Origin of the sequence: Thermalbibacter longus (genome assembly GCF_023806485.1) — a bacterium.
Taxonomy (GTDB): domain Bacteria; phylum Chloroflexota; class Chloroflexia; order Thermomicrobiales; family Thermomicrobiaceae; genus Thermalbibacter; species Thermalbibacter longus.
Window position 1 is genome coordinate 16,728 of sequence record NZ_JAMSLR010000003.1, and the last position, 19,748, is coordinate 36,475.

At 67.8% G+C, this 19,748-nt stretch carries 15 protein-coding genes and 1 pseudogene; 6 read left to right on the forward strand and 10 right to left on the reverse strand.

Annotated features, from left to right (window positions below; genetic code table 11):
• Window positions 1-12: 12 nt before the first annotated feature.
• From NET02_RS04995 to NET02_RS05010, 4 genes and pseudogenes are all read right to left on the reverse strand, one after another.
• Window positions 13-186, reverse strand: a pseudogene (locus tag NET02_RS04995) (ABC transporter permease); the annotation flags it as partial.
• 2 nt (window positions 187-188) lie between these two features.
• Window positions 189-1,244 (reverse strand): pyridoxal-phosphate dependent enzyme, encoded by a 1,056-nt coding sequence (locus NET02_RS05000; RefSeq protein ID WP_284056279.1) that lies wholly within the window; start codon window positions 1,242-1,244, stop codon window positions 189-191.
• A 37-nt stretch (window positions 1,245-1,281) separates the two neighbouring features.
• Window positions 1,282-2,916 carry a gamma-glutamyltransferase gene (gene ggt, locus NET02_RS05005; RefSeq protein WP_284056280.1) on the reverse strand — a complete coding sequence of 545 codons (1,635 nt, stop codon included), beginning with the start codon at window positions 2,914-2,916 and terminating at the stop codon, window positions 1,282-1,284.
• Window positions 2,917-3,054: 138 nt separating this feature from the next.
• Window positions 3,055-4,104: a LacI family DNA-binding transcriptional regulator gene (locus tag NET02_RS05010; protein ID WP_284056281.1), complete on the reverse strand. Its 1,050-nt coding sequence runs from the start codon at window positions 4,102-4,104 to the stop codon at window positions 3,055-3,057.
• Between the two features lie 181 nt (window positions 4,105-4,285).
• On the opposite strand from NET02_RS05010, the gene gltX reads away from it, so the two are divergent.
• Window positions 4,286-5,809, forward strand: coding sequence for a glutamate--tRNA ligase (gene gltX, locus NET02_RS05015; protein WP_284056282.1), 1,524 nt, complete (start codon window positions 4,286-4,288; stop codon window positions 5,807-5,809).
• A gap of 200 nt (window positions 5,810-6,009) precedes the next feature.
• Here gltX and NET02_RS05020 read toward each other — a convergent pair whose 3' ends face one another.
• Window positions 6,010-6,990 carry a helix-turn-helix transcriptional regulator gene (locus tag NET02_RS05020; RefSeq protein ID WP_284056283.1) on the reverse strand — a complete coding sequence of 327 codons (981 nt, stop codon included), beginning with the start codon at window positions 6,988-6,990 and terminating at the stop codon, window positions 6,010-6,012.
• A 68-nt stretch (window positions 6,991-7,058) separates the two neighbouring features.
• Here NET02_RS05020 and NET02_RS05025 point away from each other — a divergent pair, with 68 nt between their 5' ends.
• Window positions 7,059-8,024 carry an EamA family transporter gene (locus NET02_RS05025; RefSeq protein ID WP_284056284.1) on the forward strand — a complete coding sequence of 322 codons (966 nt, stop codon included), beginning with the start codon at window positions 7,059-7,061 and terminating at the stop codon, window positions 8,022-8,024.
• Between the two features lie 79 nt (window positions 8,025-8,103).
• On the opposite strand, the gene NET02_RS05030 is transcribed toward NET02_RS05025, so the two are convergent.
• Window positions 8,104-8,787: a dienelactone hydrolase family protein gene (locus NET02_RS05030; protein ID WP_284056285.1), complete on the reverse strand. Its 684-nt coding sequence runs from the start codon at window positions 8,785-8,787 to the stop codon at window positions 8,104-8,106.
• 200 nt (window positions 8,788-8,987) lie between these two features.
• Window positions 8,988-9,989, reverse strand: coding sequence for a WD40/YVTN/BNR-like repeat-containing protein (locus tag NET02_RS05035; RefSeq protein ID WP_284056286.1), 1,002 nt, complete (start codon window positions 9,987-9,989; stop codon window positions 8,988-8,990).
• Between the two features lie 361 nt (window positions 9,990-10,350).
• Here NET02_RS05035 and NET02_RS05040 point away from each other — a divergent pair, with 361 nt between their 5' ends.
• Both NET02_RS05040 and NET02_RS05045 read left to right on the forward strand, forming a co-directional pair.
• Window positions 10,351-10,788: a gamma-glutamylcyclotransferase family protein gene (locus NET02_RS05040; RefSeq protein ID WP_284056287.1), complete on the forward strand. Its 438-nt coding sequence runs from the start codon at window positions 10,351-10,353 to the stop codon at window positions 10,786-10,788.
• Between the two features lie 859 nt (window positions 10,789-11,647).
• Entirely contained in the window at window positions 11,648-12,031 is a 384-nt protein-coding gene (locus tag NET02_RS05045) for a cupin domain-containing protein (protein ID WP_284056288.1), read from the forward strand.
• Between the two features lie 323 nt (window positions 12,032-12,354).
• Here the strand turns inward: NET02_RS05045 and NET02_RS05050 are convergent, their stop codons facing one another.
• The 3 genes from NET02_RS05050 to NET02_RS05060 form a co-directional block, all read right to left on the reverse strand.
• Window positions 12,355-13,731, reverse strand: a complete 1,377-nt coding sequence (locus NET02_RS05050) for a L,D-transpeptidase family protein (RefSeq protein WP_284056289.1) — start codon at window positions 13,729-13,731, stop codon at window positions 12,355-12,357.
• A 183-nt stretch (window positions 13,732-13,914) separates the two neighbouring features.
• A complete protein-coding gene (locus NET02_RS05055) occupies window positions 13,915-15,447 on the reverse strand; it encodes a hypothetical protein (RefSeq protein WP_284056290.1) in 1,533 nt (510 codons plus the stop codon).
• 63 nt (window positions 15,448-15,510) lie between these two features.
• Window positions 15,511-16,293 carry an MBL fold metallo-hydrolase gene (locus tag NET02_RS05060; protein ID WP_284056291.1) on the reverse strand — a complete coding sequence of 261 codons (783 nt, stop codon included), beginning with the start codon at window positions 16,291-16,293 and terminating at the stop codon, window positions 15,511-15,513.
• A 169-nt stretch (window positions 16,294-16,462) separates the two neighbouring features.
• On the opposite strand from NET02_RS05060, the gene NET02_RS05065 reads away from it, so the two are divergent.
• The gene (locus NET02_RS05065; protein ID WP_284056292.1) at window positions 16,463-18,778 is read left to right on the forward strand and encodes a GAF domain-containing sensor histidine kinase; all 2,316 of its coding nucleotides are present in this window, start codon (window positions 16,463-16,465) and stop codon (window positions 18,776-18,778) included.
• A 240-nt stretch (window positions 18,779-19,018) separates the two neighbouring features.
• A complete protein-coding gene (locus tag NET02_RS05070; protein ID WP_284056293.1) occupies window positions 19,019-19,693 on the forward strand; it encodes a response regulator in 675 nt (224 codons plus the stop codon).
• Window positions 19,694-19,748: the final 55 nt, after the last annotated feature.

The window sequence follows — 19,748 nt, forward strand, 5'->3', positions numbered from 1 at the left end:
GGCGGGAGAGGGCTACTCGATGTTGCGCAGGTGCGGGTCGAGCGCGTCGCGGAGCCAGTCACCGATCATGTTGATCGACAGCACGGTCAGCATGATGGCGAGGCCAGGGAAGGTAGCGAGCCACCACGCCGTCGCCACGTAGGCCCGCCCATCGGCCAGCATATTGCCCCACGTCGGCCGCGTCGGTCTCAGGCGCCTGCCAGGCCGGCTAGGATCTCCTCGCTGTAGGCGAAGGTGATCGGGATACCGCCGGTGTGGACGAACACGACCGTCTCGTCCGGACCGATCGTTCCCCGCCGCACCTGGTCGATCAGCGCTGAGAACGCCTTGGCGGTGTGGACCGGATCCAGGATCAGCCCCTCAGTGCGGCCAGCGAGCCGGATCGCCTCCAGGCAGGCCGGCGTCGGCACGCCGTAGCGCTCGCCGACGTACTCGTCGTAGACGGAGATGTCCGCCGGCTCTAGCCGCGCATCCAGCCCTAGCCGCTCCGCGGCACCGTTGGCAGCGTCACAGACCAGCGCCGTGACCTGCTCGCGGCTCCCACCCACGCTCACCGCGTGCACCCGGTACGGCTCGCCGAGCACCTTGCCGGCCAGCGCCAGCCCGCCCGAGGACGTACCGGCCGCCAGGAAGAGGTGATCTGCCCGCAAGCCTCGCTCCTCGAGCTGCCCCAGCAGCTCCACTGCGGCGGCCAGGTAGGCGATGCTGCCGTCTGATTTGCAGGAGGGATGTTTGGGCACGTTGTAGACCCTTCGCCCCTCGTCCTCCAGCCGCGCCGCCAGCTCGTCGAGTTCCCGGTCGACCACTGCCGGGTCGGCGCTGGAGGCCTCGACGATCCGCGCGCCTACGATGTGGTCGAGCAGCAGGTTGCCGTTGACCGGAGTGTCCTTGTGGCTGGGGATCTTCAGGATATAGGTCGTCAGCCCGAAGCGGGCAGCCAGCGCCGCGTGCAGCCGCGCATGGTTCGACTGGGCCACGTTGGCCACGATGATGGTGTCGGCCCCTTGGGCCCGGATGTCGGCCAGCCGGTACTCCAGGTGGCGTACCTTGTTGCCGCCGAGCGCGAAGCCGGTCAGGTCGTCCCGCTTGACCAGGAGACGTGGCGCTCGTGGGCCGAGGGCCTCGCGGAGTCGAGGCATCTCCTCGAGCGGGGTGGGTAGGTGGGCAAAGGGGACGCGCGGCAGCCGGTTGACCCGGTCGAGAAGCTCTTCCCGGCTGATGGCCGGTACCGTTCGCTGTGCCATAGAACCCCTCCTCCGATGTTCTAGAAGGTCGCTCCTCTCAGAACGCCAGCGCGTAGCCGTCTCGGCGCGGATCGGCCCCGGCGAAGAACGCCCCCGTCTCCGGGTCGATCAGGATCCCCTGCCCGCCGCCGACGAACGGTGTCCAGGGCTCGAGGAGCTGGACGTCGTGCCCGCGGCGGCGCAGCTCCTCGACGACCGCCGGCTCGATCCGGCTCTCGATCGCGAGCTCCGTGCCGGTCAGCGTTCGGAAGCGCGGCGCCTCGATCGCGGCCTGGATGCTGAAGCCGTGGTCGAGCACGTTGATGATCATCTGGGGCGTGGTCTCCATGATGCCGAACGAGCCCGGTGTGCCCACCATCAGGAAGAGCCTCCCGTCGCGCCACACCTGCGAAGGCGAGAGGCACATCTCGACCTTCTTGTTCGGCGCGATCACGTTGGGGCTCGCGGGGTCGAGATCGAACCAGTGCGCGAAGTTGTTGAGCGCCAGCCCGGTGTTGCCGTGGACGATCCCGCAGCCGAACGGGCCGCCGAGCGTCTGGGTGCAGGCGACCGCGTTGCCGGCCGCGTCGATGGCGACGAAGTGGGTCGTGCTCTCGCGCAGGATCGACTCTGGGCTACCGGGCAGGATCTCCCGGGGATGCTTGGTCGAGGTGAAGCGCTCGCCGCCGCTGTAACCGGCCCGCTCGGGGTCGATCAGCCGGCGCCGGAGAGCGGCGTACTCCTTGGAGAGCAGGCCGGCGACCGGCGGGTTCGGCGCCGCGGCGTAGGTAGCGCGATCGGCGACGGCGAGCTTCATCGCCTCGGCCAGGTAGTGGATGTGGTCGGCCGAGCCCTGTCCCATGGCCGCCAGGTCGAAGCCCTCCAGAATGTTGAACGTGATCAGGTACTGGATCCCGCTGCACGGCGGTGGCGGGCAGAAGACCCGGTAGCCCCGGTAGTCGGTGGAGATCGGCTCCAGCCAGGCCGGCTCGTAGGTCGCCAGGTCTGCTTCGGTGAGGAGGCCGCCGTGGGCTTGCGAGAAGCGGGCGATCTCGGCTCCGATCGGACCCCGGTAGAAGACTTCGGCCCCGCCCTCGACGATGAGCCGGAACGTGCGGGCCAGATCCGGCTGGCGCAGGATCGCGCCTGGCTGGGGCGCCTCGCCGTCGTGCAGGTAGGCCCGGCTGGAGGTTTCCCAGCGCCGCAGCCGCTCGACCCACTGGGAGAAGAACCAGTGGCCCTTGATGGTCATGGGGAAGCCGTGCTCGGCGTAGTAGATCGCCGGGGCGAATACGGTCGCTCGATCCAGCGAGCCGTAGCGCTCGAGTGCCGCCAGCCAGCCGGCAACTGCACCGGGAACGAGCGGTGAGCGGATGCCGTCGTCCTTGCTTCCCTCTTCGGCGAAGGCGTCGGGGGTCGCGGCGGCCGGTGCCCGGCCGGTGTAGTCGAGCACCACCGGCGCTGTCGCTCCAGGCGTGGTGATGACCATGTACCCTACCCCGCCCGCCCCGGACATAAACGGCTCGACGACGTTGAGCGTCGCCGCGATCGCCACTGCGGCGTCGATCGCGTTGCCGCCCTGCTGGAGCATAGTGAGACCGGCCAGCGAGGCCAGCGGGTGAGCCGAGGCAACGGCCCCGCGGGCTCCGGTCACTGCGGGGCGGTGTGCGAGACCCAGGTTGGGCCAGGCCATGAGCGCTCCTTCCCTACGACCGAGAGCGGAGGTCGTGCCGCCGACCATGCGCAGACAGTGCTGGTTCCAGAGCAGCGCGCCCCGCTCGATGATCTGAACAGATGTGCACGCTCAGACTCGCACGCCAGTACTAGGCGGCTACGGCTGCTCACCCACCTCCTTTCGACGTGGTTGGGGCGGGGCTGTCGTCTCGCGGATCAGGAGCTTCGGCTGCAGGACGCGGGTCTGCGCCGGCGCCTCGGGCTCGCCGATCCGCTCCAACAAGAGCTCCACGGCGATCGCGCCCGCCTCCGCGATCGGAAGATCCACGGTCGTGAGCGCCGGGGTAGAGTAGCGGATGTAGTCCGGGTTGCCGAACGCGACCAGCGAGAGGTCGTGCGGTGCTTCACGCCCGGCGTCGCGCAGGGCACGCAGGGCGCCGGCAGCCATCGCGTCGCTGCCGACGAAGACGGCGCTCGGCTGTCGCTCGAGCAGGGAACGCGTTGCCTCGTAGCCGCTCTCGAAGCTGTAGTCGCCGGAGACTACGAGTGAGGGGTCGTGCTCGAGGCCAGCCTCGGCGAGCGCAGCGGTGTAACCGGCCCGCCGGCTGATCGCGGTAAACCGGTTCAGCGGGTGGGTGATGTGCGCGATCCGGCGGTGTCCGAGCTCGATCAGGTGCTTGGTGGCGAGATAGGCGCCGCGGAAGTTGTCGAACTGGATCTGGGAGATCGGCGCCTCGGCCGGCAGATCGCGGTTGATGACGACCACCGGGGTGCCCTCGGCCTGGGCGCGGAACAGGTGCTCGTTGGCGATCCCGATCAGCGAGATCGAGAAGAGGATGAGGCCATCGACCTGCTTGCGACGCATCAAATCGACGGCCCGGCGCTCGGACTCCACATCGGGAGCGTCGGCGAGAAGCAGGCTGTACTCGGCCCGGCGACACGCGGCCTCGGCGCCCAGGATCACCAGCGGGTAGAGCGAGTTGGTCAGGCTGCTGATGATCAGCCCGATGGTGGCGGTACGGCGGCGGGCCAGGCTGCGCGCCAGCTCGTTCGGGCGATAGCCCAGCCGCTCGATGGTCGCCTGGACGCGCTCGCGGGTGGCCGCGCTCATCTCCGAGTAGCGGCCGTTGAGGTAGTGGGAGACGGTGGCGACCGATACCCCCGCTTCGCGGGCGACCTGCCGGACGGTGACGTGCCTGCCCTTCATCGTCGCCGAAGCCCGTTCCGCGTAGCTGAACCGGTATAGCTATCGTAGAAGAAGGTTAGGGCTGTGTCAATCCCTGGCCCGGCTCGCTCGCACAGCCGTCACCCTCGCGTGCCATACTTGAGCGACGGTCGAGGCGAGCGTGCCTTCGGGCCCTCGGGGCCGGGGTTGCCGGGAGAGGTCGATGACGGATCAGGTACGCGTGCGCTTCGCGCCCAGCCCGACCGGAGACCTGCACGTCGGCGGGGCGCGCACGGCGCTGTTCAACTGGCTGTTTGCCCGCCAGCACGGCGGGGCGTTTATCCTACGCATCGAGGACACCGACCAGGCGCGGCTGGTTGGCCAGAGCATCGCCGGGATCATCGAGTCGCTGCGCTGGCTGGGCCTGTACTGGGACGAGGGGCCGGACGTCGGCGGGCCGTACGGGCCCTATGTCCAGAGCCAGCGGCTCCACCTCTACCGCGAGCACGCCCAGCGGCTGGTGCTGGCGGGGCATGCCTACTACTGCTTCTGCACGCCCGAGCGGCTAGAGCGGGTGCGCCAGGGGCAGCGCGCTCGCGGCGAGCCGCCCGGCTACGACCGCCACTGCCGCAACCTGCCGCCGGCCGAGGTCGAGGAGCGGCTGGCCCGCGGCGAGCCGGCGGTGATCCGCTTCAAGATGCCGCTCGAGGGCGAGACGACGATCGTCGATCTCTTGCGCGGTGAGATCACCTACGAGAACCGGCTGCTGCAGGATCTAGTGCTGCTCAAGTCCGACGGCTTCCCCACCTATCACCTGGCCAACGTGGTGGACGACCACTACATGCGCATCAGCCACATCCTGCGCGCCGAGGAGTGGATCCCCAGCGCGCCGCTGCACTACCAGCTCTACCGTGCCTTCGGGTGGGAGATGCCGGTGCTCTGCCACCTGCCGCTGATCCTCAGCCCGGACGGCAAGGGCAAGCTGAGCAAGCGCCACGGCGCCACCGGCGTGCTGGAGTTCAAGCGCCAGGGCTACCTGCCGGAGGCGATGATCAACTACCTGGCGCTCCTCGGCTGGGCCTACGACGCCGAGCAGGAGATCTTCTCGCGCGAGGAGCTGCTCGAGAAGTTCCGGCTGGAGGAAGTCAACCCGCACCCGGCCCGCTTCAACTTCGAGAAGCTTCTCTGGATGAACCAGTACTATATCAACCACATTCTCTCGCTCGACGATCTGGCCCGGCGCTGCGTGCCGCTGCTCCAGGAGGCCGGGTTGGTGCCGCCCGAGGCCGGTGACCCGTCTACCCCGGCCTATGCCTACGTCCGCGAGGTGGTGGCGCTGGTCAAAGACCGCCTCAAGCTGCTGACCGAGGTCGTCGATTTGACCCGCTTCTTCTTCACCGAGGTCGAGGACTACGACCCCGAGCTGCTGCTGGCCCGCAAGGTGGAGCCGGCCACGGTGCTCCACGCGCTGGAGCGCGTGATCGAGACGCTGCGCGAGGCCGACTTCAGCGACGAGGGCGATCTCGAGCGGCGGCTGCGGGGGCTGGCAGAGGAGCTCGGGCTGAAGACTGGCCAGCTCTTCATGCCCATCCGGGTGGCGGTGACCGGCCGCATGGTCTCGCCGGGGCTGTTCGAGACGCTGCGCGTGCTCGGCCGGGAGCGGTCGCTCGCGCGGCTGGCCGCGGCGCGGGAGAAGCTGGCAGCGTATCTCCAGGCCACGGCAGGGAGCACCCCGTCTCGCGAGTGAGCGGCGAGGCTCAGCGAGCGCGAAGTGACCGGGGCCGCCGATCACCGGCTGCCGGCCTTAGGGTGTCGGGGTAGCCGGGGCGATCGTCGGGACAGGCGGGGGTGTGCTGCTCTCGCTCCCATCCCCCACAAGATCCCAGCTGACGAAGAAGACGCTCGTGAAGACGATGAAGGCCAGCAGAACGGCGACGAGTCCGAGAATCAGCCGGCGTGAGGTAGACCGGGCTCGCCCGCGCATTCGCTCGATCCTTTCCTCACGTCATCCGTGCCATTATGTGCCCGCTCCCCGAGCGCGGGCGGCAGGCGTTCGCGACGGTACTGGCCAGGCGTCACGCCGAACATGCGCTTGAAATGGCGCGTCAGATGGGCCTGATCCGAGAATCCGGCCTCTACCGCGACCTGCGCGATGGGGATGTCTCGTGCAAGGAGCGCCTTCGCCAGGCGCACACGCACGAGTATCTGATAGGCATGCGGCGACAATCCGGTCTCGTTACGGAACACGCGACAGAGGTGGAATGGCCCGATGCCTGCCACACGCGCCAACGTGTCGAGTGACACGTTCTCGGTTGCAAACGCGTCTAAATACTCCTTCGCCAGGATCACCGCTCGATGCTCGTGGCCGACCCGCTGCACCGGCGCTGTGCCCACGGCATGACGCGCAACCAGCCCCGCAAGCGCCTCCATGAGAGACGCTTCGTGCGCCAGGGTCGTACCTGGCTGCTCGAGTACCGCGTGTGCCCGCCGGAGCATGACTGCGGTGGCCGGGTCGTGGATCACCTCCTCAGGAAACCGTGGGGCACCTCGGTCCACTCCGGTGACCTCCTGGAGAACCTGTTGCATAAGGGCGGCGGGTAGATAGAAGGAGCGGTAGCGCCAGATCGACCCGCTCGCAGGGCCACCGGCGTGAACTTCACAAGGGTCGAGGACGAACACGTCACCCGGGCCGACATGCTGCGCGGCGCCCCACAACCTGGGCAGCGCAGCGCCCTCTTCGGTCACCACGATCATGAACTCGTCGTGGGCATGTGGCGAGAAGGTAAATGCGACGAAGTGCGCACGCAGCAGCTCTAGCCCACCGAAAGCGTCGGTCTGCCAGAGTCGAGCGCGGTCCTGCTGGGCTGACGCTGAGCATCTCGCGCTGGCATCCATAGCCTGTAGTGTAGCGACCCGCCGCAAGAACATACAAGACGCCTCGACTCCTCCTCCCGACAATGACATCGCGACATCGCGAGCAGGAGGGAGCACGAGCCATGGCAGTCGCCGTTCGCACGAGCTCGTCGCGGGGCAAGCGGGTCAAGATCGTCGTGGCGTTTCTCACCATTTACCTCGTCTGGGGAACGACGTTTCTCGCTATCCGGATCGCCGTCGAGACGCTTCCGGCGTTCATGATGGCTGGCCTGCGCTTCTTCCTGGCCGGGAGCGTGATGCTGGTGATCTGGCTGGCGCGCGGAGGATATTTCCCCAGCCTGCGCCACTGGCGCTCCGCGGCTATTGCCGGTGGGCTGATGCTGACCGGCGGGATCGGCCTGGTGAGCTTCGCCGAGCAGCGCGTCTCGTCCGGGTTGGCCGCGCTCATGGTAGCGACCATCCCCATATGGATCACTCTCTTCGGATGGCTCGGCTTCGGAGGGAAACGGCCCGGTACCAGGACTGTTGTTGGCTTAGTTCTCGGCCTTGCCGGGGTGGCGCTGCTCTTCGTGTCCACCGGCGATATTGGTGTGGGCGTAGATAACCTGACGGGAATGGCGATCGTGCTGCTCGGGGCACTCCTGTTCGCGATCGGAAGCCTCTACTCGCGGCGTGCTGCGCTCCCGGAAGACACGCGGCTCAGCACGGCGAGCGAGATGCTGGCGGCTGGGCTGCTCCTGCTGCTGGTCAGCCTGCTGGCTGGCGAGTTCGGGCGTCTCGATGCCGCGACGATCTCGACGCGCTCGATCCTGGCGCTGGTCTATCTCGTTGTCTTCGGCTCCATCATCGGCTACACGGCTTATCTCTGGCTGTTGAAGACGGTCGAGCCAGCGATGGTGAGTACCAACTTCTACGTGAACCCGGTCATCGCAGTGCTCGTGGGCTGGCTTCTCGCAGGCGAGACAGTGACGTTGACGATGACCGTTGCCGCTGCGGTGATCTTGCTCGGCGTGGTGACGATCAACGGCACGTTGCCGCGTTTGACCCGGCGTCGAGAGCCTGGCTCTGCTCAGCCAGAGGCGCGGTGAGTGGCGATGGACGCTGCTGCGGCACTCATTTGCCAGCCCCTCTGTCGCATGCGCCTTACCACGGCTGAGCAGCCGCCGCTCAAGCTGCGCCCAGGTGCTGGCGGAAAAACGCCAGCGTGCGGCGCCAGGCGTCGATGGCCGCCTCCGGCCGGTAGCTGGCACGGGTATCGTTGAAGAATGCGTGCGGGGCGTTCGGGTAGATGTGGAGCTCGAACTGCTTGCCGGCCTCGCTCAGCGCCTGGCGCAGCCGCTCCACCTCCGAGGGTGGGATGCCCTGGTCCGCCTCCCCGTAGAGGCCGAGCAGCGGGCAGGAGAGGTTCCGCACCTGCTCGATCGGGTTCGGGTTGCGGCCGTAGAAGACCACCGCCGCGCCCACCTGGCTGCTCCGGCAGGCGGTCAGCAGCGAGAGGCCGCCGCCCATGCAGAAGCCGACCACCCCCACCTTCGGACCGCGAACCTCCGGTCGGCTCAGCAAGTAGCGCGCGGCCGCGTCGATCTCGGCCACCGCCCGGTCATGCTCCAGCTCCATCGCCAGCTTGCGGGCCTCGTCAGGCTCGCTCGCGATCTTGCCGTGGTACAGATCGGGCGCTATGGCCACGAAGCCCTCGGCTGCGAAGCGGTCGACCACGTCTTTGATATGCGGCTCCAGCCCCCACCACTCCTGGATCACGACGATGCCCGGCGCCGGGACCGTGCCCGGGAGCGAGAGGTAGCCGGGTACCTGCCCGCCGTTGCCAGGGAATTCGACCATCGTACCTGCCATCGACGCACCTCCCTCGACTCGCGTCGACCCGCGAGAGATGCCGCACCTCCCTCGCCGGCTTCCCCACGCTAGCTGAGCCGGCCGGCGGCGTCAACCGGTCGCTGCTGGGGACTCGGTGAACTCTCTCCCGCGTGAGCTGCCCGCTCGTTCTCGCCCGGGCTGGTGACCGCGGTCCCCCGGGCTTCGGGCGCCTCCGGGGCTCAGCTCACGAAGGCGACCGACTCCACCCTGGCGGAGATCCCGTCCGGCACAGCCGATCGCCAGTGCCATTCCCCGGGCTCGGCCCGCAGCAGGCGGCCGCCGGAGCAGATGGCCCAGATCGACCCATCCGGCGCGGCCACGAACAGCTCGACCATGTCCTCCATCGGCGTCTCGATCCCAGCGTCGGCCGGTTCCCAGCTCTCACCGCCGTCGACTGAGACGAGGATCCGGCCCATCCGCCCGACGTGGGGCGCCGGCCCGGCCAGCACCAGGTGCGGGTGTGCCGGTGGGACGATGGTCGCGCGAGTGTAGTCGGTGAGTACCTTCGTCCAGCTCGACCCGGCGTCGCGCGAGCGCGCCACCCCACCCAGCCTCGGCCCGCCCTCGCCCCGCGGCTGCGAGCGCAGCGCTGCGTAGCCGAGCGAGACGTAGAGCAGGCTCGCGTCCGACGGGTGGCCGGTGATGTGGTGCACGTCGTGGTCCGGACCGACATCGATGTAGGACCACGACTGGCCGCCGTCGCGGCTCTCGATCAGCCCGCCGACCTCGACCGAGGCGAGCAGCCGCTGTGGCTGGGCGGGCGGCGAGTAGACGTTGCGCACCGCGCCAGCGCGCGGCGAGTAGGGGAGGTACCACTCGTCGCAGCCGGGCAACCGGCGGACACCCTCGAGCTCCTGCCAGCTCCGCCCCCGGTCGAGGCTTCGGAAGATGCGTCCCGGCTCGGTACCGCAGAGCAGCGCGCCGGGGAAGGCCGGGTCGGGGGCGATGGTCCGCAGCACCGGCGTGGTCAGGCCATCGTTGGCGGGCGACCAGGTGCGCCCGCCGTCCTCACTGCGGAAGATACCGTGGCCGTAGGTGCCGGCGAGGAGGAGGGTATCGCCGCTGGCCGCGCGCTCGGCGTAGAGGGCGCTCACGCGCCGTCCCTCGAGGCCTAGCGGCTCCAGCCGGTCGCCAGCGAGGCGGAAGACTCCGGAGTCCGTGCCCAGGTAAGTCTCGAACATAGCCTGCTCCTTTTGGTTGGTACTCCCAGCATACTCCAAACGCGAGTGGAGGGCCAGGCCACGGTCGCGTAGTCGGAAACCCTCGCCCCTCGAGCGCCCCGGTGCTCTCCCGCGCGGCGCGATGAGGGGCCGCCGGCCGCGAGCCGCTGTTCTTCTTGCGCGGCTGCCGCGCTGGCATTCGTCTCCTCCCCCGAGGGGATGGGGATGGGACAGGAGATGACGGATAGCAGAAGGCGATCGATGTCCGGGCTCCGTGACCATTGACGCGGGTGCTGGCGGGGCTACAATGCGCTCTGCAACTCCCTCGCATGGTCGAACTTTCGCGCACGGTCGGATCGGCGGGCCGTTTCGGAGGCAGGCCATGTCGCGCAGGTACTACTTCGCCTACGGGTCGAACATGGACGAGAAGCAGATGGACTTCCGGTGTCCGAACGCTGAGCTGGTGGGGAGAGCCAGGCTGCCGGGGTGGAAGTTCAGGATCAACACCCGTGGAGTGGCCACCGTCGTTCCCGACGAGGAGAGCACAGTCCACGGCGTGCTCTGGATCATCGGCGAGAGCGACGAGGAGACACTGGATTACTACGAGGGCGTGAGCTCGGGCTTCTACGTGAAGCGCACGGAGACGGTCTACCGCGAGGACGGAGATGCAGTGGAAGCCCTGCTCTACGTCGCTTCGGATGACGGGCCTGGCTCCCCGAGACCGGGATACCTGGAGCGGATCGTGGCTGCCGCCCGGCGCCACGGGCTGCCGCGCCACTACATCGAGGAGCTGCAGGGATGGTCGAAGGCCGGCACCTGAACTCCGAGCAGAAGAGTAGCGGCGTGAAAGGTTCATCGTGATGCAATCGAGACCTGAGATGACCGCGCCTGCACTGCCCGAGCTGCTGCGGCTGCTCGAGGAGGTTGGAATCGCTGCCTGTCGCCCACGGCGCAGCTCCTGTGCCATGCTTAGGGACACGTGCCTGCCGAGAGAGACTATCGCGATATAGAGCCCCTGGCTGAGCGCTTCGGCCTGGAGTTGCCTCCGCAGTTCCGGCGGTCGATGCCCGGTGACACAGGCACCCGACGGCGCCTTCAGCCGGCGATCTCTCTTTGCCGATCCGGCATCACCTTGTGTATCGGGGTCGACCGGGCGTATGCTAACGTCAGCGAGGGAACAAGCGAGACCCTGCCGTGCCCCGGCCCTGGGACGAAGCGCGCCGATCCCTGGGGCACACTGATGAGGCGGCCTGCTCTCAGCATCGCCTCGCGGACGAACCGGGTGATATCGGTGACATTGTCCGTCGCCTGATGCCAGCACATGGCCGCCATATCTGATCCGGGCATAGCAGGTCTTGCGCCGCTTCCACCTCAACGAGCGATCGTGGATCACAAGGTAGCGCCAGGGCAGGTGAGGAGACGCCCTGCTCGGTTGCCGGGCCTGGTGTCTCCCTTGTCCAGGTTGCGGGCCAGCTCGCCGGGCAGGCGCCGTGGTGGGCTCCGCGACCGTGCCTGGAGCGCTTGGCCTACCTTGTTCTGTGCGCTCGCAGGCGGGAGCGAATTCCCTGCGCATCCAGGCCAGTCGAGACTCGCGGCGAAAGGAGGTGAGCAGGGACGGGATCATCGCGCACCAGGAAGCGGTTTCCAGCCATTCCGCGTATCGGAGGGAGATAACTACGATGGAAGGAAGCGTCGTGGTTCCGCCAGGGAAGGTGACCATCGCGGAGAAGTTCGCCCTGTTCGATGAATACTGGAGCCCCAAGATCATCGGGGAGATCAACGACTCTTACGTCGAAGCGGTCAAGGTCAAGGGCGAGTTCGTCTGGCACCGTCACGAGCTCGAAGACGAGATGTTTCTCGTCGTCCGGGGCAGCCTGCGGATGCAGTTTCGCGACCGCGAGATACAGCTCGGTGAGGGTGAGTTCATTATCGTCCCGCGCGGGATCGAACACCGGCCGGTGGCCGACGAGGAGGCGCATATTCTGCTGTTTGAGCCGAAGACGACGCTGAATACTGGCAACGTGCGGAACGAGCGCACGCGCGAGCAGCTCGAGCGACTCTAACGGCACCTGACCGCCCGAGCGCGGGGAAGCCGCGAGTCTCCGCCGGCGTAGCGTCAAGCAGAGCGCAGGTGGAGATCGGGGCGATCGCTGGCGGGGCGATCGGGTACGGCACGCACTGTGCTCCTGTCTCTCTGGCGCGTCTCTGATATCCCTGGCCGGCCCCGGCAAACCGTGGTCGTCGAGTCGATCGCCCAGGCTCACAGGCGCGGTTCGGCGAGAGCAACACAGGCGGGGTGGCTATCAAAGTCGCCCCGCCTGTTCTCCTGACGATACCTCAGCCGCTCCGCGCGCCGAAGCGCGCTCGCCGGGGCAGCCTGGCCACGCTAATAGTGGATGCTCACCACCGAGCCGACGTTCAGGAAGTTCCAGAACCACTCGGCGTCCGGGTTCTGCAAGCCCACGCAGCCATTGCTGGTAAACCCGCCGAACTGGGAGGGCGGTGTCCAGTAGTTGCCGTGGATAGCGTAGCCGCCGTACTTGAAGTACTGGGTGAATTGCACGTTCTCCAGGTAGTAGTAGCCCGGTGCTCCCCGCGGGATGCCGACCGTCGCCGCGTCCATCGTCTCGTTGCGGACGCGGTAGAGCACCTGGAACACGCCGGTGGGCGTCTTCCCGTCGCGCCCAGCGGTAATGATCGCCACATAGACTGGCCGGTAGCCGTCGTAGGCGACCGCGTAGAAGCTGCTCAGGCTCACGTCGACCCAGTGGCCAGCGTAGATCGCCGGCGGCTCGTGCGGCACCAGCGGCTCGATCCAGGCAGAGGAGACGTACCGCCCCGGCCCCAGCTCGTACCAGATCGACGTTCCGTACATCTCTTGGCCCTGCACTATGCCGCGGATGGCCACCGGATGGCGACGCCAGGTGGTGCCGACGACCGGCGCGTCGGCACGCGGAGCCGAGCGGATCAAGAGCTCATCGGCGGTGACGGCACCGAAGACGGCACCGTCGTCGCTGCCGACCGCGCGCGACCAGCGCGGGTCGACCAGTCCTGGCGGGACGGGCATCGCATCGGCCGCCTGCGGCACGGAAGCGGTGTTTACTCGCCGGGCCTGGGCATACTGCGCGCCCAACCGGCCGAGCAGCACTTCGTACTCCGTGCCGGCGTACTCCGGGTGGTACTCGAAGCGCGCCCGCTCGAAGTACTGCACGGTATAGACCTGCCCGGTGTCGGGGTTGACCTCGCTGAACTCCTCCGATATCGGGTAGCCGAACGTGTAGAGCCCGCCGTGCTGCTCCCAGTAACGCTTGAAGCCGTAGGCCAGCGTGTGGCCGGTCTCGGGAAAGAACACCCGGTCTGGATCATTCTTGACCCACTCGGCCGTCTGTGGGGGCAGCGGGCGGAAGGCAGGCTCGTGCCGGCGCTCCTCCGTGATCCAGTTGCCCAGCAGGGTCACCAGCACTTCATACGGCGTGCCGGCGTACTCCGGGTGGTGCTCGAAACGCGCGCGTTCGAAGTACTGGACCACGAGGCCATCTTGCGTGAACGGCTCGCTGATCGGATAACCGAAGACCATCAAGCCGCCTCGCGTCAGCCAGGCTTGGAGAAACTCGCCACCGAGATGATGGCCGGTCTCGGGGAAGTAGAGCTTCAACGCTGTCCAGGGCGCCGCGGCGGCAGGACGGGGGGCATAAAACCCCGATGCCCCGATGGCGAGCGCGAGCACGATGATCACCAGGCCCCACCGCCGGAGGAGTCTCATGGCTGTGCTTCCCTTCCTCTTCTGAGGGTCAAAAAAACCTACCCAACCCAGGGATCAGGCAGTCCTCGTTCTCCAGGGATCTGGGATTGTTCGCGCTCGCCGGCCGGACGAAGCGTTCCCGCGATCGCCTCCCTACCCATATAGGTAAACGGCCGGAGGTGGACGGAAGTTTCACCGTCTCCCTCACTGCTGCAGCGCCGTAACCGCCTTGAGCTGTGCGGCGTATCCATCGCCGATCCACTGCACGATGCCGAGACCCGGGCTGAACCAGATGAGCGCAGTGTCGACATCACTGTCCGGATTGCCTCGCTCGGTCACGACGATCTGCCAGGCCGGGACGATCCCGTAGGTGGTGCTGACGAGTTGCGCTTCCCGTACCATCACCTCGACCGTCACACGCCGGGACGGGGATCGGGTCGAGAGCACCCTGCTCTCGGTCGACCAAGTTACCCCCTCGTTCAAATTGGCGGCCGCCAGCAACTGGACCGGGGGCCAGAGCAGGACGGTCTCGACCACGTTTCCGTCCCGGTCGAGCTCATCGCTGCCGTAGAGATAGACCCCGCTGGGGGTGATCGCCCAGTAGGTGATGCGCGTGCCGAGAGGGCCGCGCTCCCGCCGCGGTATCAAGGTCGAACCGGCGACGAAGCTCTCGGTCGGCCGTCCGGTTTCCCAGACCTCGTCGCTGCCCAGGTTAGTGCCGTAGACCCAGCGGGTCTCCGGCTTGAGCCCGTAGTAGCTCGCTCCGTCGCCCAATGGGGTCGGTGGGGTAAAGTGGTACCGCCAGCGATAGTAGTGCAGGCCGATGTTTCCCATCTCTACCTGCCAGCCGGGGGGATTCGACGGGGTATACGTCAACAGGCGGCGCTCGAACGGCTGGATCAGCACCCAGGTCGGCATCCCGTTGAGCCGGACTTGAGCCCAGAATGGATCGGCGATCGGATAGCCGAGCACGAAGACCCAATCGAAGAGGGGGGCAGCCGGCTCGAGCTGGCCATCGCGCCAGGCCTGGCCGCTCTGGGTCATGAAGTCCCAGAACGCCCGAGGGATGTTATAGCCGACCGTCTGCCCCAGTGGGCCGAGATACTGCACATACTGGACAAGCTGGGCATTCGGGTCCCCGGCAGCCTCGAGATGGGCCCCCGATCCCTCCGGCGAGAGCATGGCCGTGGCGAACTCGCCTGTCCGGTCGGGTTGCGACTGGTCGATCAGCCGGCCGAGGTCGGCGTAGGTGGGGAACAGGTTATCTGGATCGCCGGCGATCGGGATCGAGGCGCCGCTCCCGGTGTCGAGGAACTCGTTATCTCCGACCTGTATCCGCCCGCTGACCAGCTCGCGGGTGAGCAGGCCGCCTGTCACGTACCAGAGGTCGTTCGGATCGCCGGCGGGATCGGTGATCTCCATCCGACCCTTATCGAAGTACTGGACCAGCCGCGCCTGCCCGGGCGACTCCCGGTACCGCTCGCGCAGCGCTGGGGTGGAAGGCGATGGGCCCCAGAACCATGTCCGGACCACGAGTCCGAGAGCGACCGGCTGGTCGGTCGACTCCCAGCGCCGGGCGAAGGCGACGCTGGCGAATTGGTGCTCCTGTGCCCTCGCCGGCTCCGCTGTCAGTGCCGGCCACAGTGACAGGGCCAGCACCAGGCCCAGCAGCGCCGGTCCGACCTGCCTGTTCGGTGTGGAGGGCAGCCGTCGTCTTCTCTGGCGCGAGACCGTCATCGAAGACTCCTCTTGTCGCTCAGTGCCAGCAGTGGCCCCTACCCACCGGGCAGCGTGGGTAGATCAGCGAGCGCTGGCCTTGCCGGCACAGATGGTCAACCCATCGTAGGCGAGCTCGACCCCCTGCGGCAAGCGTGCGCTCGTGGCGGCGTGGGCCACTTCGTGGCTGATGTGGGTGAAGTAGGCACGCTGTGGCCGGATCCGCTCGACAATCGCCAGCGCTTCGGCCAGGCTCAAGTGCGTGGGGTGCGGTCGCTCGCGCAAGGCATTGAGCACCAGCACATCGACCCCCGCCAGGAGCTCGAACGACTCAGGCGGGATCTCCTTGGCATCGGTGACGTAGGCCAGCGGGCCGAAGCGGAACCCGAGCACGGTCCAGCGGCCGTGGCGCACCGGGATCGGGACGATCTCCTCGCCAAAGAGGCGAAAGGGCCCGGTGATCTCGTAGAGCCACAGATCGGGCTTGCCGCCGTAAAATGGGAAGTGATCGACGAAGGCGTAGCCGAAGCGAGCCCGCAGCTCCGTCGCTGTCTCGGGATCGGCGTAAACCGGCAGGTGCGACTGGGCCAGGTAATTGAACTGGCGCAGGTCGTCGAACCCGCCGACGTGGTCTGCGTGAGCATGAGTGAAGAGGACAGCATCGACCCGCGTGAGGCCGGTCGCGAGCGCCTGCAGGCGAAGCTCGGGGGCAGTGTCGACCAGGATGTTATGCCCGGCCAGATGGACGACCGCCGAGCTGCGCGTGCGCCGATCTCGTGGATCGTCGGACGCGCAGACCGGGCACTCGCAGCCGATCACCGGGATGCCGTTGGAGGTTCCGGTTCCCAGGAATGTTAGACGAATCATCGCGCCCCTCGGGTTCCAGTGCCGGCCGGTTGCCGGATAGCGATTCTACCCCGTACCGGGTCTCTCCGGCTGAGCAATCAGGACTTCTGGCCGGTTGCCGGTCGAGAGGCGATCGTCGATAGTCTTCCTGGAGTGGGCGTGACCTCGACGCTTGGAGCAGTCGCCGGAGATGGATGCCTCATCGACCCGCCAGCCAGGAGGTAGAGGCTGGTTTCACCGGCGAGCGCCGGCCAAACCGGCGGAGCCGCAGCCGGCGAGCGACCGGCGTGGCAGCCTGCTCCCCGCCCTCGAGACGATGGCCCAGCTCCTGCAAGCGGGCGACTCCACGACTGAGCTTCTGGAAAAGCTAGCCGAACAGGCCAGGCAAGCGATGGAGGCCGACCTGGTCGTTGTCCGTCGCTTCCTGCCCGACCAGCAGAGCCTGCTCACCGAGGCCGTCGCCGGAGTCGCGCCGGAGCAGTTGGCCGGCCTCCGGGGAGCGGTCGTGCCGGCACCGCCAGGGTTCAGCGAGGTGCCCCCAGGCACGTTCGCGATGGTCGATCTGGCCGGGGAGGCGCCGGGAGCCTATCTCGGTCGGAGTGACGCGAAGGAGCTGGCCGAGCTGGGCGTAAAGCACGCGCTCGTGCTGCCGCTCTGCGCGCGCGGCGTGGTAGCCGGGCGGTTGGAGTTCGGCCGGCGCATCGACCTGCCGTTTACGCTCGAGAAGCGAGCGATCGCCCCGCTGATCGCCTACCTGCTCGCGGGAGTGCTGCTTCCTCCGGCTGGACCTGCTGAAGAGCGTGAGATGGCCGCGCTCCGGGCCCGCGCCGCCGTGGTCGAGGCGATCGACCCGGCCGGCAACTTGGATCAGACGCTGGCACGATTCGGTGAGGCGGCGCGCGCGCTCACCTCGGCGGATCTGGTCCTGAGCGTACGCTGGCAACCTGAAGAGGCCACCTTCGTCCCGGTGGGCGTCGCCGGCGGCGCGCCGTATCTGATCGAAATGCTGAAGACGATCTCGTTCCAACCGGCCGTTGTCCCGGCGTTACAGCTCGTAGCCCAGCAGACGGAGCCGGTGATCGTCCTGAGCCAGGACGCAGCACAGAAGCTCGGACCGGCGCTGGTGCAGCAGCTCGGCGCGCGAGCGGCTCTGCTCGCCCCTTTGCGCGACCCACAAGGGCGCTTGCAGGGCGCACTTATCGTGCTGGCGACCCGAGCCGGAGTGGAGTTCGACCAGCACGATGCCGTGGCGCTTGCCGAGCTGGTTCGGGTGAGTGGCCCGGCGCTGGCGCTTGCGGCGAAGGTGGAAGAGCTGCACCGCCAGGTCGACCGGTTGTGGCTGATCGAACGGCTTGCTCGTGACCTGGCCAAAGCCGAGGATGAGGTCGCGGTCACCCGCCATATCTGTGAGTACCTCGGCTCCTTCCTCGATACCTCCGCCTGTTGTCTCGGGGTGCTGGTGAACGGCCACGCTAGCCTGACCTGGTCTGGGTGGTCGTCGGGTCGGCCACTGGGGCCGGTGACGACCGGCGTGGGAGACGATGCTGCTGGTCGGGCACTGCGGATCCAGGCACCCGTTCGCCTCACCCAGCGCGAGGCGCCCGATCCAGCTCGCTGGCTCCCCTCAGCGCTCGGTCTGCCGCCCGGGCAATCGGCGCTGATCGTGCCGGCGATGGCCAACGGCCGGGTCGTCGGAGTCCTCGCGCTACAGAGTCCAGCGGCCGACGCCTACCGGGCATCGGACGAGGAGCTGGCGCTCGAAGCAGCGCGCTGGGCAGCGCACGCGGTCGTCCGGTTGCAGCAACTCCGGATGGCCCGCGAGGCCGGCGAGCGCCGGGCGTCGCTGCTCGGCCAGTTGCTGGCCCGGCAGGAGGCCGAGCGCAAGCGGCTGGTCGATGCGGTGCACAATGCGACACTACAGGGGCTGGCGAGCTGTCTTTACCGTGTCGAGCTGACGGCCCGCCGGGCCGATCAGCAGCCGATCGAGGCCACCGTGGATGAACTCCATCACATCCGCGACCTCCTGGCCCAGCAGGTCGCCGAGCTCCGGGAGATCGTGTTCCGGCTCCGCCCGGCGACGCTGGATCACCTGGGACTTGAGGCGGCCTTGCGGGAGTACCTGCTCCATCTCAAGCACCAGGCCAGGGTCGAGGCCGCCCTCGATGCCGAACTGCCAGAGCGCTTGCCACCCGAGCTGGAGACCACGATCTACCGGGTCGTGCAAGAGGCGATCGACACGGTGCGGCTGAAGGCCGGGATCACCCGCGCGCTGGTACGCATCCGCCAGCGGGCGGACGGGACGGTCGTGGTAACGATCGCGGACGACGGCAAGGACTACGGCGTGCCGCCGGAGCTGGCAGGCGCTGAGGAGAAACAGCCGATCGACCTGAGCCTGCTGGCGCTGCGCGAGCGGATTGCGCTGGCCGGCGGGGCGGTGCGTTTTGCCGGGTTGCCGCAGGGTGGCGCGGTGATGCAGATCGTGTTGCCCAGGCGGGATGATCCCTGAGCCGCCGGTCGCCCGGGACGGGGGCTGGCCCGAGCCGCTCGCCGCCGGCCCCGAGGGACATGGCGGTACCGTGGTCTAGGACTCCTGGGGGATTGAGCGCGCGTCTGCTGCTGGGATAGCTATTCGGGAGATGCGTCCACTTCGGTATTCGGCCTGAACGCCCGTACAATGGAGGGAGCAGGGAGACGAGGATCACTTTCTCCTATCGACCCACGGTGAAGCAGGAGTGGAGTCGCTGTGGTGACGAGCCGACCGATCCGTGTCCTCATCGTCGATGACCATGATCTGTTCCGCGAGGGTTTGCGCCAGCTCATCGAGACTGACGACGCTATCGAGGTCGTCGGCGAGGCTGCCGATGGCCAGCAGGCGATCGAGCGGGTCAGAGCGCTCAACCCCGATGTGGTGTTGATGGACATCAGCATGCCGGGGTTGGACGGGATCCGCGCGACCGAGTACATCGTCCGTCACCATCCGAACACGCACGTGATCATGCTGACGATGTACCAGGACGACGAGTACGTGATCCATGCGATCCGCGCCGGCGCCAAGAGCTACCTGGTGAAGAGCAGCAAGCCCGAGGAGCTGCTGCGCGCGATCCGCGTGGCAGCCGAGGGCGGGGCGAGCATCGATCCAGCGCTGGCGCCCGTCCTGATGCGCGAGTACCAGCGCCTGCTGACGAAGGCCCCCTCCCGCACCCAGCAGCAGCTCAGCGAGCGCGAGCTGACGATGCTCCGGCTGCTGGCGCAGGGCTACAACAACAAGCAGATCGCCGATCAGCTCCAACTCGCCGAGAGCACGGTCAAGAACAACCTGTCCGCGCTGTTCCAGAAGCTCGGAGTCCGCGACCGTACCCAGGCGGTGATCTACGCCATCTCACACGGCCTCGTCCCGCGTCCGACCGACCAGCGCGTCTGAGGTTCCGGCCGGGCGCTCCGTGCCTGCCGCGTTCGTTAGACGCGCGTCCTCGCTG